Below are 15,300 nucleotides of genomic sequence, written 5' to 3' on the forward strand. Positions count from 1 at the left end.
TAGCGCGAGCATCGGAAATTCAGCTTTTCGGGACTTTTTAGAGTCCCGAAAACCGGTGTTTTCGACGCACAATGAAATAAAACCGAAAAGTATGCAGACGGAGACAAGCGTGACTTCGAATCAATCGAATGCCGCCGCCGTGCGCGCGTTTCGCGTGCTCGAAACGCTCGCCGAGGCGAATCGCCCGCTCTCCATGACCGAGCTCGTCGATGCATTGGGTCTGCCCAAACAGACCGTGCATCGCATCCTGGTGCAGTTGATGGACGCATGGCTCGTCACGCGCGGCGCAAGCGACAAGCTTTATGAATGCTCGGCGCGCGTGCGTACGCTCGCCATCAACGTGCTGATGCACGCGGGTCCCGCTGCGGCGCGTCATGCGCTATTGGAACAGCTCGTCATGCGCGTCGGCGAAACATGCAATCTGACGATGCTCGCGGGCAACGACGTCGTCTATGTGGATCGCGTCGAAACGGGATGGCCGCTGCGCATGCATCTGCAGCCAGGTTCGCATGTGCCGTTGCATTGCTCCGCAAGCGGCAAGCTGCTGCTGAGCTTTTTGCCGAAGGATCGGCGCGAACGCATGATCGAACGCTTGCCGTTGCGTTCGTATTCGGAGCGCACGATCACCGATCGCGACGCACTGCGCAAGGAGCTCGCATTGACACGCCGCCGCATGCTCGCCATCAACAATCAGGAGCATTTGCAGGGACTCGTTGCGATCGCGGTGCCGGTGATGCTCGATCGCAATCGCGCGTGTGCGGCGATTGCGATTCAGGCGCCGGTGGGGCGCGTGGCGCTCGATCAGTTGCTTGCGTTCGAACCCGATCTGCGCCGTGCTGCGGAAGAAACCGCGAAGACGTTCAAGGATTGAAGGCCGGTTTTCGATTCGGCAAACCGGCCTTTGCTTCAGTGCTTATCGTTCGCTGGTCTGGAGATGCCGCGTCGAATGATGTTCGTCTTCGACCTCGACTTCCTTGCGGCCGCGCTTGAACACGACATACGCGACGATCAGAATGCCGAGACTCGCGACGCCCAGCCACAGCGGCTTGCGTTGATCGGGAATGAAGGCCATCGCGACGAGAATCGCCATCATCCCGAAGATCGCGAGCCACGTGAGATAGGGAAATCCCCACATGCGTACGCGCAGGTCGCTTACTTCGAAGCTCGTCATACGGCCGCGCAAGCGCAGTTGCGAAAACGCGATCAGCAGATACACGAAGATCGCCACCGTGCCATACGAATTCACGAGGAACGCGAACACCGTATCCGGCGATACATACGACATCACCACCGACACATACCCGAACACCGTGCCGAGCAGAATGGCGCGCGTCGGCACGCCGCGCTTGTTGACCTTCGCGAGTCCGAGCGGCGCATCGCCGTGACGCGTCAACGCGAACAGCATGCGCGATGCCGCATAGAGGCCCGAGTTCAGCGCGGACAGCACGGCGGTGAGGACGATCGCGTTCATCACGTTGGCTGCGGCGGGCATGCCCATTACTTCGAGCGCGCTGACATAAGGCGTCGCCATCTGATGCGAATTCCACGGCACCAGCGCGACGACGAGCGCCACCGATCCGACATAGAACACGAGCACTCGCGTGATGACGGAATTAGTTGCCTTCGCAACTGCCTTCGCAGGCTCCTTCGCTTCGGCCGCCGCGATCGTGACGATTTCCGCGCCGAAGTAGAAGCCGGTCGCCGCGACCGCGCCCGTCATCACGGGCCCGATGCCCTTCGGCATGAAGCCGCCATGGCCGAGGAACGTCGCGGCGACATCGGTCGTGTGCATCGATGCGGGCCAGAAGCCGCAGACGTACAGGCCGCCGAGAAACAGGAACACGATGATCGCGCCGACCTTGATCGACGAAAACCAGAACTCGAATTCGCCATAACTGCCGACCGAAATGAGATTGGTCAGCGTGAGCACGACGAGCAACACGAGGCTGATCATCCATGCAGGCACATCCGGTATCCAGAACTGCACGAGCTTCGCGCCCGCGACTGCTTCGAGCGCGATCACGATGACCCAGAAGTACCAGTACATCCAGCCCGTCAGGAACCCGGCGAGACGGCCCGGCCCGCGCTGCGTCTTGAACGCGAGCCGCGCATATTCGTAGAACGAGCCGACGGCGGGCATCGCGCAGGCCATCTCGCCGAGCATACGCATGACGAGAACCACGAGGCCGCCCGTGATGAGAAACGAGAGAATCGCCGCGGGTCCGGCCTGCTGGATCACCACGCCGCTCCCGACGAATAGTCCGGCGCCTATGACGCCGCCCAATGCGATCATCGTCATGTGGCGCTGCTTGAGGCCACACTTGAGATCGCTCTGCTCCGTACTCGATTGCATGTCGTCTCCTGATTTGCTTGTACCGATTCGGCGCTCGCCCGCGGGTTCGTTGCCGGCGGGTCGAGACGTTCGTTCAATGACGCTTCAAAGCGCCGGACGATCCTTTCGATAGGCGTTCTTCACCGCGATCCTGCCATCGCTGAACGTGAAGACGTCCACCATGCGCGCCTCGATGCGCGAGCCGTCCGCCTTCGTGCCGCGAAACGTCGATTCCGATACGCCGCGATTGCCGCTCACGAAGTGCTCGCCGTCATTCCACGATGCATCGGGAAAGGTTTCCCACGCAAGCGTGAAGCCCTTGCGCACTTCGTCCCGGCCCTTGAACGTGCGGCCCAGCGCATCGGGTCCGGCCACGCCGTGAAAAACGCATTCGTCCGCCATGCAGTTCATCAGCGCGTCGATGTCGTGGCGGTTCCATGCATCGTTGAACGTCTGCAAGAGGCGAATGTAATCCTGATTCGTTTGTGTGCTCATGTGTCGATGTTTTCAGTGCGTTGCGAAAGAGACCAAAATGCGTTCAGCGCTTCTCGTCCTGCGTCAGATACTTGTGATACAGAAACCGTTGGCCGACGCGGCGGAACGGCGCGAAGCCTTTCCACTTCACCATGCCCATCACGTTCGGATATTCGAGCGCGGAGTCGTAGATCGGCAGATCGTCGCGGCTGTGCTGCCACTTTCCCGCGACGCGCTCGGCCATGCGCCGCCCCGCATGCGCGGAGAACGACACGCCGTTTCCGCCATAACCGACTGCATAAAAAATGCTCTGTTGCGGATCGGGTTGTGCGACGCGCGGCATCATGTCGTGACTCACATCGACCCAGCCCCACCACGAGTAATCGATGCGAATGCCTTTGAGCGATGGAAACTTGCGATGCAAGCCCTCGATGAGCACGTCCATATGGCGAGGGTTTGCCGCATCGGCGCCGGTGATCGCGCTGCGGCTGCCGATCTGCACGCGGTTATCCGGCAACAGCCGATAGTAGAAGCGCAGCGTGCGCGTATCGGTAATGACCTGGCGCGAGAGGAAATTGGTCGATGCGAGTTCTTCCTGCGTAAGCGGCCGCGTAACGAGCGAGTTCGAGAGTATCGGCATGATCTTCGCGGATAGCGCGCGATGCATGTCGTTGCGCGTATAGCCGCCGGTCGCGAACGCGATCGCCTTCGCGCGAATCACGCCGCGCGGCGTGCGGACATGATGCACGCCGCGAATCGTCTCGACGTTGAGGACCGGCGTGCCCGGATGCACCTTCACGCCGAGCGAGCGCGCCATACGCATATAGCCGAACGCGAGCTTCAACGGATGCACGCCGATGCCATCGGGCTCCAGCAGCGCGCCGCAATTCTCGCGATCGTCGACATACGATTGGGCGACTTCCTTCGCGCTCAGCATGCGCGCGTCGTAGCCGAATACGTCGCGCATCACTTTGCATTCGTTCGCGAGAAAGTCCATCTTGCGCGCGCGATGCGCGATGTACAGATGCCCGCCCGGCTGCGGATCGCATGTGAACTCGCCGATCAATTGCTTGAAGGTGTCGAAACCTTCGCGGATCTCGGCATCGAGCCTGAGCGCCGTCTGCTTGCCCCAGCGTTCGATCCATTGCGAGCGATAGAGGCGTCCGCTCGCGTTCTGCCCTTGCCCGCCGTTGCGGCTCGTGCAGCCCCATGCCGTGCGATTCGCATCGACGATGGTCGCGCGGATGCCATGTTCGCGCGCCAGAAAGAGCGCCGTCGAAAGGCCGGTGAATCCCGCGCCGACGATCAGCACGTCGACGTCGGCATCGCCGGGCAAGGGGCCGTCGTCTTCGGGCGGCTCGCCTGCGGTCGCGACCCAGTAGGTGGGCGCGTAATCCATCGGCTGACGGCCGATGGGCGAAACGAGCGGGTCGTAGAGCGGATCGTATGGGGCGCACGCGCCACGAAAGGCCGGCGCAACGTAGTCGAGAGTAGCCACCGATGACTCCTTGGAAAGTACCCTCATACTGCACCGAACTCGACGTACCGCTTAGAGCCACGCCGAAACCATCGTTAGTGCCAGGATGCCGCCGCCGCTGGCCCCTGCGATTGGTCGCGTCTGGCACTACGACGCGCGCTTTTTGTCTGGTCATACTGGGCCGAATCCCTTCTCTCTCGCACCGAATGTCTCGGGAGGCCAATGATCATGCGGAGTGACCCATGCCGAAGCGCTCTCAGGCATCGAAGGGCAAGCATTCATGCCTTCGAGTCATCTTCGCGCCGATCTGCGCAGCGTTGCCTTTCGCTCCGATGAGCGTTTCGATCGCCGCTTGCCCAAGGCCACGTGCGCGTCGATCGGCGATCGCCTCTTGCGCGCGAAGAGCATCGCGCGGCTCGTGATGGAACGTGTGCCGAGATTCACGTCGTCGGCAAGCGCTGGCAAGTCATGCCATGCCGCGATGTCGACGAAACCGCCATCGTCTTCATCGGCCTGTTCGAAAACGACGACATACATCGCGCGTTAAGTCGTGCGTCTGCGCCGCGCACCGAGCCATGCGGCGAGCTTCGCGAATAGCGTCATGTCCGGCGCAACGCTCAGATCCACTGCGAAGTGATGCCGATAGTACGTGCTCAAATCGAGGCCGACGCCAAGGCCGAGCACTTCCACAGCGCGCGATGCTTCGTGCTTCTCGACGACCTCTCTCAAGTGCTGATCGAGATAGTTCGGATCGTTGGCTTGCGCGGTCGCGCTGTCCATCGGGCTTCCATCGGAGATGACGACGAGGATGCGGCGCGCTTCGTCACGCGCGATGAGCCGCGAGCATGCCCAATCCACCGCTTCGCCGTCGATACCTTCGCGGAACAGATCGGCCTTGAATAGCGCCGCGATATCGCGTCGCCCGGCACGCCAGCCTGCATCCCCTTCCTTGAAAATCATGTTGCAGGCTTCGTTGAGCCGGCCCGGATACTTCGGCCGGCCCTTCGCGAGCCAGTCGAGCTTCGCGCGCCCGCCATTCCATGCGCCGGTCGTGAAGCCGAGCACTTCCGTCGTGACGCCCGCCATGCCAAGCGCTCGCACGAGCACGTCGATCATCACCGTGACCGGCTCGATGCTCGCCTTCATCGAGCCCGAGCAGTCGATGAGAAAGCCCACCGCACAGTCCGCGTGCGGACGTTCGCGCTCGCGTCTGAATACGCGCCGCTCATCCGGCGATGCCACCACTTGCGCGAGCCGCCGGCCGTCGATGCGCCCGTCTTCCTCGCCGAACGACCAGCCATCGCGACGCGGCACGGTGATGGACGCCTGCAACATGCGCGCGAGACGCGGCACGTTGATATGCCGCGCGGCAATCAGAGCGTCCAGCCGCTCGCGATATTCGCGCAACAACGCGGCCCGGATCAGCGTCGATGGGCGAACGGTCTTGTCGTAACGCGTGGTGAAGATGCGATACGCCTCGCCCGTCGCCTCGCGCGCGCTGCTGTCGCCACTCGCAGCGAGCGCCAGCCGTTCGAGTTCGCCATGTTCGTCGTCGGTATCGAACCAGGTGCCGAGCATGGTGCGCGCGGCATCTTCTTCTTCGTCGTCGGATGAATCGCTCTCGACGAACGTGTGCCGCACTTCCTGCACCATTTCGCCTATCGTTCGCGCGATTTCCAGCGCATGGACCGCATACGCGCGCTGGTCGTGACGATGGCGGCGCATGCCCGCAAGCGCATTGCCGAGCGATGGCGCGAGCGCCGCACGGGTCGCTTCGATGAGCCCTTCGGTTTCTTCGAGCACGGCGCGGCCCGAAAGACGCGACTGCGCCATTTGCGCGGCCGTGTAAATCAACAAGCCGATTTCGCTGTCGAGCAAGCCCGATTCGTAGCACGCGAGCGACCACGCATCGAAGCGATGCCGCACATTGCGCTTCACGCCTTCCATGCCGGAAGGCACGCGCGTTTCGCAGCGCAACTGTTCGAGCATGTCGAAGACCATGCGCGCGACGGGTTCACCGGGAGCGAGTTCGCGATGCAGCGCGGCATCCGAATGCGCGATGCGCAACGCGGACGCATCGGCCGCGCCGCGCGTCGAATCGGCGTCATCTTCCTCTCTGTGCTCGCCGCGCAAATGTGGCGCATGCAACGGCACCGGCCGCAGATGCCGATACAACTTGCCACCGCGGTAATGCAATGCGTCGTCGCCGGTCAGGGCTCGCACGGTGGCCGCGCACAGCGCATCGCGTCGCGCGCGTTCGCGCGAGTCGTTCATCGCGCCGACTCGTCGTGCCACTGCGATGGCGTATCGAGTTCCTCGCCGAACGCGCGCTGAAAATATTCCGCGACGATCGGCCGTTCCGCTTCATCGCATTTGTTCAGGAAAGTGAGACGCAGCGCGAGCTTCGTATCGCGGAAAACTTCGCGGTTTTCCGCCCAGCTAATGACGGTGCGCGGCGACATCAGCGTCGAAAGATCACCCGCCGCGAAGCCGCGCCGCGTGAGGCCCGCCATGCTCACCATCGAATCGACGAGCGCGCGGCCCGCGTCGTCATCGAGCTGCGGCACGCGCGCGAGCACGATGCGGGCCTCTTCCTCGCGCGACAGATAGTTGAGCGTCGCGACGACGTTCCAGCGATCGATCTGCGCGTGATTCAACATCTGCGTGCCGTGATACATGCCGTTCAGATTTCCGAGGCCGATCGTGTTGGTCGTCGCGAACAGCCGAAAAAAACGATGCGGCTGGATCACGCGGTTCTGGTCGAGCAGCGTAAAACTGCCGTCGCGTTCCAGAATTCGTTGAATCACCAACATCACGTCGGGACGGCCGGCGTCGTATTCGTCGAACACGAGCGCAACCGGCCGTTGCAGCGCCCAAGGCACGATGCCTTCCTGAAACTCGGTGATCTGCACGTCGTCGCGCACCACGATCGCGTCCTTGCCGACGAGATCGAGGCGGCTCACGTGGCCATCGAGATTGACGCGCATGCAAGGCCAGTTGAGCCGTGCCGCCACCTGTTCGATGTGAGTCGACTTGCCGGTGCCGTGCAGCCCCTGCACCATCACGCGCCGGTTGAATGCGAAGCCGGCGAGAATCGCCAGCGTGACCTCGGGATTGAAGCGGTACGCCTCGTCGATTTCCGGAACGTGCGGATCGCGCGTGCTGAACGCAGGAACGTCCAGATCGGTGTCGATTCCGAAAAGCGAGCGCACGGACACCTTCCGATCCGGCTCGTCCATCCATGTGTCGCGCATCATGAGGCTTCGTCTCCCGTAGCAGAGACTTCAGCATAGCAACTATTCTTTTTCGGAACAATTCATTTCGTTTATTTTTATCCAAACGGCGTATGAGGCGGCGATCGGCACCTCATTTAAAATAATGTCGACAAATTGATATGGAAATCATGCCGATGGACAAGCCCGACACGCCCACGCTGCGCGCCTTCGCGCTGCTGGAATATCTGGTCCAGGCGGGCAACCCCGTGTCGCTGACGGACATGGCCGACGACATGGGTATGCCGAAGCCTTCGCTGCATCGCATGCTCGCGTCGCTCGAAGCGGGCGGACTCGTGATTCGCGAGCCCGGCGACCGAAACGCGTATGTCGTCGGCCCGCGTCTCGCGCAACTCGGTCTCAACGTGATGACGCACGCGGGCGCACGGCGTTTGCGTCATGCGATCCTCACCCGGCTCGTCTCCGATCTCGGCGAGACCTGCAATCTGACGATGCTGCATGAAAACGAAGTGCTGTATCTGGATCGCGTGGAAGCGCCGTGGCCGCTCAGGCTCGACCTCAAGCCCGGCTCGCATGTACCCGTCTGGTGCAGCGCGAGCGGCAAGCTGCTACTCGCGCTGCAACCGCGCGAGGAACGCAATGCGCTCGTGCGCGCGATGAAACTCGAGCGCTACACCGCAAACACGATCACCGACACGGAAATGCTGGAAGCGGAATTGGACCGCATCGCGAAGAAGGGCGTGGCGATCGACAACGAGGAGTTCGTGCAGGGCATCGTGTGCGCGGCCGCGCCCATCGCCGACGCGCACGGCACATGTATCGCGGCGATCGCCGTTCACGCGCCTGTGTCGCGCACGCCGCTCTCGCGCGCGCTGGAAATGGTGCCGCGTCTGAAGGAAGCCGCGGTGGAGTTGGGCAAGACATTCTAAAGGCCCGTTCCGGATCAGCCGTATAAAAAAACGCAACCGGACGTTCTGAAAATCGTGGCGTCGCCGCCGCTTCCCGGCGTAAAGTAGTCGTAATCCGAAACCAACCGTTCCGTTTCCGATTCATGCGCGACGTCACACATCTCGATCCTTCCGAACACGCCGGCGATGAAGCACGGACGCTTCGCCCGCTTGCCGTGCTCGAACAACTGGCGGCCGCCGGCCACGCCTACACGCTGTCGCAACTGGCGGCGCGCGTACGCATTCCCAAGGCCACATTGCTCCGGCTGATCGATTCGCTCGAAGCGCAGGGCTATGTCACGCACATGCCCGACTCGCGCGGCACCGATCGCGGCATCGCGCTCGGGCCGCGCGCCGCCCAGCTTGCACTCGCCACGCTCGCCAACAATTCGTTCACGCGCGCATGCCGGTCGATCCTGCGCTCGCTCGTCGACGTGATCGGCGAAAGCTGCAATCTCACCGCGCTCGACGGCGATACCGTCCTTTACATCGAGCGCGTCGAAACGGCCGAGCCGCTGCGCTTGCACATGCAGGCCGGCATGCGCGTGCCGCTGCATTGCACGGCGAGCGGCAAGCTGTTTCTTTCGCAGATGCCGCTGGCCGAGCGCCGCCAGATTCTCGGACGCCTCACGCTCACCAAGAAGACGCATCGCACGCTGACTGACCGGTCGTTGCTCGAAGCCGAGCTCGACCGGCTCGCGGCGCGCGGGATCGGCATCGATAACGAGGAGTTCGTGCTCGGCATGGTCGCGGTCGCGGTGCCCATCACCGACGCCTCCACCGGGCGCGCGCTCGCGTGCCTCGCCGCGCATGCGCCGACCGCGCGCGCGAATCTGAACGATCTGCTGCAGGCGGTTCCGCAGTTGCGCGAAACCGCCGTGAAACTCGCAACGCTCATCGATACGTCCGACGGACTGACGCTCATGACGCGTCAACGCCCCGCCGCACGCTGACTCCGCTTTTCGCCGAACTTGCCGCCGAACTTCCCGCCGAAGCCCGCCGCACGGGCATCGGCGGCGATTCGCCCTTCTTTTGAACGACTTCATTCCGATTCTTTTAGAGACGAATCATTCCGTTTATTCGAAAAACAGGTTGACCGCGGAATCGGCCTGTCCTACGATGTCTTCACGATACGAATTCCGGAACCGAACGTTCCGTTTTATTTCACCCGGAGACATTCATGAGCGAGCACGACCAAGCACGTCCGTCCAAGACCACCCTCGCCGCCACCGGCGCGGCGCCCAGCGGTCCGCAGGCGATGACCCCGTCCGAAGCATTCGTCGAAACGCTCGCCGCCAATGGCGTGACCGAGATGTTCGGCATCATGGGTTCGGCATTCATGGACGCGATGGACATCTTCGCGCCCGCCGGCATCCGTCTCATTCCGGTCGTGCACGAGCAGGGCGCGGGTCATATGGCCGACGGCTATTCGCGCGTGTCCGGTCGTCACGGCGTCGTCATTGGTCAGAATGGTCCGGGCATCAGCAATGCGGTGACGGCCATCGCTGCGGCGTACTGGGCGCACAGCCCGGTCGTGATCGTCACGCCGGAAGCCGGCACGATGGGCATCGGCCTCGGCGGTTTCCAGGAAGCGAAGCAACTGCCGATGTTCCAGGAATTCACGAAGTATCAGGGCCACGTCACGCATCCGGCGCGGATGGCCGAATTCACCGCGCGCTGCTTCGATCGCGCGATGTCCGAAATGGGACCGACGCAGCTCAATATTCCGCGCGACTATTTTTACGGCCAGGTGAAGGTCGAGATTCCGAAGCCGCAGCGTCTCGATCGCGGCCCCGGTGGCGACCAGAGCCTGAACGAAGCGGCCGATCTGCTCGCGCAAGCGAAATTCCCCGTCATCATCTCGGGCGGCGGCGTGGTGATGTCCGATGCCATCGAAGAGTGCAAGGCGCTCGCGGAACGTCTGGGCGCGCCGGTCGTCAACAGCTATCTGCATAACGACTCGTTCCCGGCGAATCATCCGTTGTGGTGCGGCCCGCTCGGTTATCAAGGCTCGAAGGCGGCGATGAAGCTGCTCAGTCAGGCCGATGTCGTCATCGCGCTCGGTTCGCGCCTCGGACCGTTCGGCACGCTGCCGCAGCACGGTCTCGACTACTGGCCGAAGGAAGCGAAGGTCATCCAGATCGATGCGGATCACAAGATGCTCGGCCTCGTGAAGAAGATTTCCGTCGGCATTTGCGGCGATGCGAAGGCGACTGCCATCGCGCTCACGCAACGTCTCGCGGACCGCAAGCTCGATTGCGATGCGACGAAGGATGCCCGCGCGAAAACCATCGCTTCTGAAAAAGCCGCGTGGGAGAAGGAGCTCGACGAGTGGACGCACGAGCGCGATCCGTACAGCCTCGACATGATCGAAGAGCAGAAGGGCGAGAAGCCCTTCAGCGGCGGCCAATATCTGCATCCGCGTCAGGTGTTGCGCGAACTCGAAAAGGCGATGCCGGAAGACGTGATGGTCTCGACGGACATCGGCAACATCAACTCGGTCGCGAACAGCTATCTGCGCTTCAACAAACCGCGCAGCTTCTTCGCGGCGATGAGCTGGGGTAATTGCGGCTATGCGTTCCCGACGATCATCGGCGCGAAGGTCGCGGCGCCGCATCGTCCGGCCGTGTCGTATGCGGGCGATGGCGCGTGGGGCATGAGCCTGATGGAGACCATGACATGCGTGCGCCACAACATTCCGGTGACGGCCGTCGTCTTCCATAACCGTCAATGGGGCGCGGAGAAGAAGAATCAGGTGGACTTCTATAACCGCCGCTTCGTCGCGGGCGAGCTCGACAATCAAAGCTTCGCCGAGATCGCGAAGGCGATGGGCGCGGAAGGCATCGTCGTCGACAAGCTGGAGGATGTGGGCCCGGCGCTGAAGAAGGCCATCGATCTGCAGATGAATCATGGCAAGACGACGATCATCGAAATCATGTGCACGCGTGAGCTCGGCGATCCGTTCCGCCGCGATGCGCTCTCGAAGCCGGTACGCATGCTGGACAAGTACAAGGACTACGTCTAAGTCCTGCCTCACGCCGCTGCGCGCCCGCGCAGCGGCGTTTTCCGACCGACCATCGAGAGCCCGCCATGAAAGCCATGCATCGCATCATCGATCAGGCTCGCGACCTGCCGATGCGCGTCGTCCTCTCCGAAGCCGAAGACACGCGCGTCCTTCAGGCGGCGCAACGCGCGCACAGGGAAGGTATCGCGCGCATTGTGCTCGCGGGTGCGAAAGCGCGCGCGTATCAGGTCGCGGATGGCGCGGGCATCGATCTCGAAGGCATCGAGGTGATCGATCCTTCTCAATCATCGCTTGGCGAACGCTTTGCGGAAGAGCTTCTCGCGTTGCGCGAGAAAAAGGGCATGACGCCCGATCAGGCGCGCGCCGCCGTGCGCGATCCGCTGTGCTTCGCGAACCTCATGGTGCGTATGGGCGAGGCCGACGGATCGGTCTCCGGCGCGGTCAACACGACGGCGGATGTCGTGCGTAACGCGATTCAGATCATCGGCGTTCGCCCTTCATTCAAGCTCGTTTCCAGCTTCTTTCTGATGATGCTCTGCGAGCCCTTTCATACGATGAAAGGCGGCCTCGTCTTTTCCGATTGCGCGCTCGTCGTCGAGCCGAATGCGGAGCAACTCGCCGAAATCGCGATGGCCGCGGCCGACAGCGCACGCAGTCTGCTGATGGAAGACCCGCGCGTCGCGATGCTGTCGTTTTCGACGAGCGGCAGCGCGCATCATGCGGCCGTCGACAAGGTCATCGATGCGACGCGGCGCGTGAAGGAAGCGCGCCCCGGCCTCGCCATCGATGGCGACGTGCAGCTCGACGCCGCGATCGTCGCCGAAATCGCGATGCGCAAGGTGCATCACTCGCAGATCGAAGGACACGCCAACACGCTGATCTTCCCGAGTCTGGAAGCGGGCAACATCGGCTACAAGCTCGCGGAGCGCATCGGCGGTGCGAAGGCTATCGGCCCGTTGTTGCAAGGGCTGGCGAAGCCCGCCAACGATCTGTCGCGCGGCTGCAGCGCGGACGATATCTTTCACGTAATCGCCGTGACTTGCGTGCAGGCGCAGGCAGCGCGGCATCACCCGGCGTGAGCGCGCATCATGGACACGCGAGCCGATACGGAAGCCTTCGCTCACCCTGAATCGACGGATGGCGCGCCGCTCGCCGAAAGCGCCGCGCGCAACGAAACGCCTACGCTGCGCGCATTCAGCGTGCTCGAACATCTGGTCGCGGCGAAGGGCGCGCTGTCGCTCGCGGAGCTGGCGAACATCATCGAGCAACCGAAGGCATCGCTGCATCGCATGTTGCAATCGCTCGAAGCGGGCGGCTTCGTCGCGCGCGAGCCGGGCCAGAAGAACGCTTACGTGATCGGCCCGCGCCTCGAACGGCTCGGCGTCGACGTGATGATGCACAGCGGCGCGCGGCGCCAGCGTCATGCGATTCTGGAGCGTCTCGTCGCCGATCTCGGCGAAACGTGCAACCTGAGCACGCTGCACGACACGCAAGTGCTTTATCTCGACCGCTGCGAATCGCCGTGGGCGCTGCGACTGGAGCTCAAGCCCGGATCGCATGTTCCCGCGCATTGCAGCGCGAGCGGCAAGCTGCTTCTTTCGATGATGCCGCGCGACGAACGCAGCGCGCTCGTTCGCGCGATGCGGCTCGAACGCTTCACGCCCAACACGCTCGACGATCCGAACCTGCTCGAAGCGGAACTGGATCGCATCGCGAACAAGGGCATCGCCGTCGATAACGAAGAGTTCGTGTTGGGCATCGCCTGCGTCGCCGTGCCGGTTTTCGACTCGCGCGGCAAGTGCATCGCGGCCATCGCCGTGCATGGGCCGGTCTCGCGCATGGCGCTGTCCCGTGCGCTGACGTTCGTGCCGCGCCTGCAGGAAGCCGCCGCCGAGCTCACGGCCACTTTCTGACGCGCCGCAGCATCGTTACTTCGGATGGCGAATCAATAAATCGCGGCTCAGGGACTACCCCAATCCCCCTTCCGCTTCTGAATCGGAATTCGCACTTTCCGTTTCACTTTCGCGAGCTTCCGCGCTTTTCTCTTGGCTTCCTTGCCCGCTTCTTCCACATTGAACGAAACGCAAGCGAAACGATTCGTTCCAAAAGAAGACCTCAGGAGACAGGTGTCATGCAGCAGGAAGTCGATTACGTCATCGTCGGTGCGGGCTCGGCAGGTTGCGTGCTCGCCAACCGTCTGAGCGCCGATCCGTCCAACACCGTGCTGCTGCTCGAAGCGGGCGGGCCCGATGCGAGCCCGTGGATTCATATCCCCGTCGGCTACTTCAAGACCATGCACGATCCCGAGCTCGACTGGTGCTATCGCACGGAACCGGACGATGCCGTCGCAGGACGCAGCATCGACTGGCCGCGCGGCAAGGTGCTGGGCGGCTGCAGTTCGCTCAACGGGCTGCTCTATGTGCGCGGTCAGCGCGAGGACTACGATCGCTGGGCCGAACTCGGCAACGCGGGATGGAGTTACAAGGACGTGCTGCCCTACTTCAGGAAATCGGAAGATCAGGAGCACGGCGCGAGCGAATATCACGGCGCGGGCGGGCCGTTGAAAGTATCGGATTTGCGCTTGCGCCGTCCGATCGCCGATCACTTCATCGCGGCGGCGCAGGAAATCGGCATCCCGTTCAACGAGGATTACAACGGCGCGACGCAAGAAGGCGTCGGCTATTTTCAGCAGACGGCCTACAAGGGCTTTCGTTGGAGCACCGCGAAGGGCTTTCTCAAGCCGGTGCGCGACCGGCGCAATCTTATCGTCGAGACGCGGGCGCAAACGCGCAGGGTACTGTTCAACGGCAAGGAAGCGGTCGGCATCGAGTACATGCATGAAGGCGTCGTGAAGAAAGTTCGCGCGCGTGTCGAAGTGATTCTCGCGGCTGGCGCGATCGGCTCGCCGCAGATTCTGCAGAACTCGGGCGTCGGGCCTTCGAGCGTGTTGAACGGCGCAGGCGTGCAAGTGAGGCACGACCTGCCGGGCGTGGGCCGGAATCTGCAGGATCATCTGCAAGTGCGGCTTGTGTTCAAGACGCGCGAGCGGACGTTGAACGACGAGGTCAACAATCCGCTGAAGAAAGCGCTCATCGGCTTGCAATACGTTATCTCGCGCACCGGGCCGCTGACGCTCGCGGCGAGCCAGGTCGCGATCTTCACGCGTTCGTCGCCGGATGTCGCGCGTCCCGACATCCAGTTTCACATGCAACCACTTTCCGCCGACAAGCCCGGACAAGGCGCGCATCCGTTCTCGGCGTTCACGTCTTCGGTGTGTCAGTTGCGGCCGTACAGCCGCGGCAGCGTCGAGATTCGCTCGAACGATCCGCTGCAATATCCCGCGATTCATGCGAATTATCTTTCCGACGAACGCGATCATCCCGTCGTGATCGGCGGCATCAAGGTGGCGCGACGCATCGCGGCGGCGCCTTCGCTCGCGAAGCACATCGTGTCGGAGTTCATTCCTGGTTCGGAGTATCGAACCGATGCCGATCTGCTCGACGTCGCGCGCAAGTTCAGTCAGTCGATCTATCACCCGGCGGGCACCTGCAAGATGGGCAACGATGCATCCGCGGTCGTCGATGAGCGCCTGAAGGTGCGCGGCATCGGACGACTGCGTGTGGTCGATGCGTCGATCATGCCGGAGCTCGTATCGGGCAACACGAATGCGCCTGTCATCATGATCGCGGAGAAGGCGGCCGACATGATTCTCGAAGACCAGCGCTATCAGCACGTCACGCATGTGGAAGACGTAACCCAGGTCGTTGCGGAAAAGCCCATGGCCCATGCAGGCCAAAGAGACTGAGCACAAG

12 protein-coding genes are annotated in these 15,300 nt (G+C 62.7%); 7 read left to right on the forward strand and 5 right to left on the reverse strand.

The genetic code is table 11. The features are described from left to right. Positions 1-91 precede the first annotated feature (91 nt). The gene (locus LDZ23_RS28170; protein ID WP_008346040.1) at positions 92-871 is read left to right on the forward strand and encodes an IclR family transcriptional regulator; all 780 of its coding nucleotides are present in this window, start codon (positions 92-94) and stop codon (positions 869-871) included. Between the two features lie 42 nt (positions 872-913). On the opposite strand, the gene LDZ23_RS28175 is transcribed toward LDZ23_RS28170, so the two are convergent. The 5 genes from LDZ23_RS28175 to LDZ23_RS28195 all read right to left on the reverse strand — a co-directional run bounded on the left by LDZ23_RS28175 (position 914) and on the right by LDZ23_RS28195 (position 7,540). Continuing rightward, complete coding sequence (locus LDZ23_RS28175) at positions 914-2,353, reverse strand: amino acid permease (RefSeq protein ID WP_008346042.1); 1,440 nt, start codon at positions 2,351-2,353, stop codon at positions 914-916. An 84-nt stretch (positions 2,354-2,437) separates the two neighbouring features. Next, complete coding sequence (locus LDZ23_RS28180) at positions 2,438-2,827, reverse strand: nuclear transport factor 2 family protein (RefSeq protein WP_008346044.1); 390 nt, start codon at positions 2,825-2,827, stop codon at positions 2,438-2,440. A 43-nt stretch (positions 2,828-2,870) separates the two neighbouring features. After that, complete coding sequence (locus LDZ23_RS28185) at positions 2,871-4,304, reverse strand: NAD(P)/FAD-dependent oxidoreductase (RefSeq protein ID WP_008346045.1); 1,434 nt, start codon at positions 4,302-4,304, stop codon at positions 2,871-2,873. A 522-nt stretch (positions 4,305-4,826) separates the two neighbouring features. Further along, entirely contained in the window at positions 4,827-6,557 is a 1,731-nt protein-coding gene (locus LDZ23_RS28190) for a cobaltochelatase CobT-related protein (protein WP_008346049.1), read from the reverse strand. After that, entirely contained in the window at positions 6,554-7,540 is a 987-nt protein-coding gene (locus tag LDZ23_RS28195; RefSeq protein ID WP_244808275.1) for an AAA family ATPase, read from the reverse strand. Before LDZ23_RS28195 ends, LDZ23_RS28190 begins: the two co-directional genes overlap by 4 nt. 152 nt (positions 7,541-7,692) lie before the next feature. Here LDZ23_RS28195 and LDZ23_RS28200 point away from each other — a divergent pair, with 152 nt between their 5' ends. From LDZ23_RS28200 to LDZ23_RS28225, 6 genes are all read left to right on the forward strand, one after another. Then, positions 7,693-8,445 (forward strand): IclR family transcriptional regulator, encoded by a 753-nt coding sequence (locus tag LDZ23_RS28200; RefSeq protein WP_008346053.1) that lies wholly within the window; start codon positions 7,693-7,695, stop codon positions 8,443-8,445. A gap of 122 nt (positions 8,446-8,567) precedes the next feature. After that, positions 8,568-9,416 (forward strand): IclR family transcriptional regulator, encoded by an 849-nt coding sequence (locus LDZ23_RS28205; protein ID WP_008346055.1) that lies wholly within the window; start codon positions 8,568-8,570, stop codon positions 9,414-9,416. Between the two features lie 305 nt (positions 9,417-9,721). Then, a complete protein-coding gene (gene xsc, locus LDZ23_RS28210) occupies positions 9,722-11,488 on the forward strand; it encodes a sulfoacetaldehyde acetyltransferase (protein ID WP_051078970.1) in 1,767 nt (588 codons plus the stop codon). Positions 11,489-11,553: 65 nt separating this feature from the next. Then, a complete protein-coding gene (gene pta / locus LDZ23_RS28215) occupies positions 11,554-12,567 on the forward strand; it encodes a phosphate acetyltransferase (protein WP_008346057.1) in 1,014 nt (337 codons plus the stop codon). 9 nt (positions 12,568-12,576) lie between these two features. Next, positions 12,577-13,401: an IclR family transcriptional regulator gene (locus LDZ23_RS28220; RefSeq protein WP_008346059.1), complete on the forward strand. Its 825-nt coding sequence runs from the start codon at positions 12,577-12,579 to the stop codon at positions 13,399-13,401. A 218-nt stretch (positions 13,402-13,619) separates the two neighbouring features. After that, on the forward strand, positions 13,620-15,293 hold the full coding sequence (locus LDZ23_RS28225; protein ID WP_034470087.1) for a GMC family oxidoreductase: 1,674 nt from the start codon (positions 13,620-13,622) through the stop codon (positions 15,291-15,293). The last annotated feature ends 7 nt before the right edge of the window (positions 15,294-15,300 follow it).

It is taken from the genome of Caballeronia zhejiangensis (genome assembly GCF_022879815.1).
GTDB classification, from domain to species: Bacteria; Pseudomonadota; Gammaproteobacteria; order Burkholderiales; family Burkholderiaceae; genus Caballeronia; species Caballeronia zhejiangensis.

Excerpts from the sequence above, each read along its gene's own strand:
- LDZ23_RS28195 (WP_244808275.1), bottom strand. The coding sequence starts at position 7,540 with ATGATGCGCGACACATGGATGGACGAGCCGGATCGGAAGGTGTCCGTG.
- pta (WP_008346057.1), top strand. The coding sequence starts at position 11,554 with ATGAAAGCCATGCATCGCATCATCGATCAGGCTCGCGACCTGCCGATG.
- xsc (WP_051078970.1), top strand. The coding sequence starts at position 9,722 with ATGACCCCGTCCGAAGCATTCGTCGAAACGCTCGCCGCCAATGGCGTG.
- LDZ23_RS28225 (WP_034470087.1), top strand. The coding sequence starts at position 13,620 with ATGCAGCAGGAAGTCGATTACGTCATCGTCGGTGCGGGCTCGGCAGGT.
- LDZ23_RS28175 (WP_008346042.1), bottom strand. The coding sequence starts at position 2,353 with ATGCAATCGAGTACGGAGCAGAGCGATCTCAAGTGTGGCCTCAAGCAG.
- LDZ23_RS28205 (WP_008346055.1), top strand. The coding sequence starts at position 8,568 with ATGCGCGACGTCACACATCTCGATCCTTCCGAACACGCCGGCGATGAA.
- LDZ23_RS28170 (WP_008346040.1), top strand. The coding sequence starts at position 92 with ATGCAGACGGAGACAAGCGTGACTTCGAATCAATCGAATGCCGCCGCC.
- LDZ23_RS28220 (WP_008346059.1), top strand. The coding sequence starts at position 12,577 with ATGGACACGCGAGCCGATACGGAAGCCTTCGCTCACCCTGAATCGACG.
- LDZ23_RS28180 (WP_008346044.1), bottom strand. The coding sequence starts at position 2,827 with ATGAGCACACAAACGAATCAGGATTACATTCGCCTCTTGCAGACGTTC.
- LDZ23_RS28190 (WP_008346049.1), bottom strand. The coding sequence starts at position 6,557 with ATGAACGACTCGCGCGAACGCGCGCGACGCGATGCGCTGTGCGCGGCC.
- LDZ23_RS28200 (WP_008346053.1), top strand. The coding sequence starts at position 7,693 with ATGGACAAGCCCGACACGCCCACGCTGCGCGCCTTCGCGCTGCTGGAA.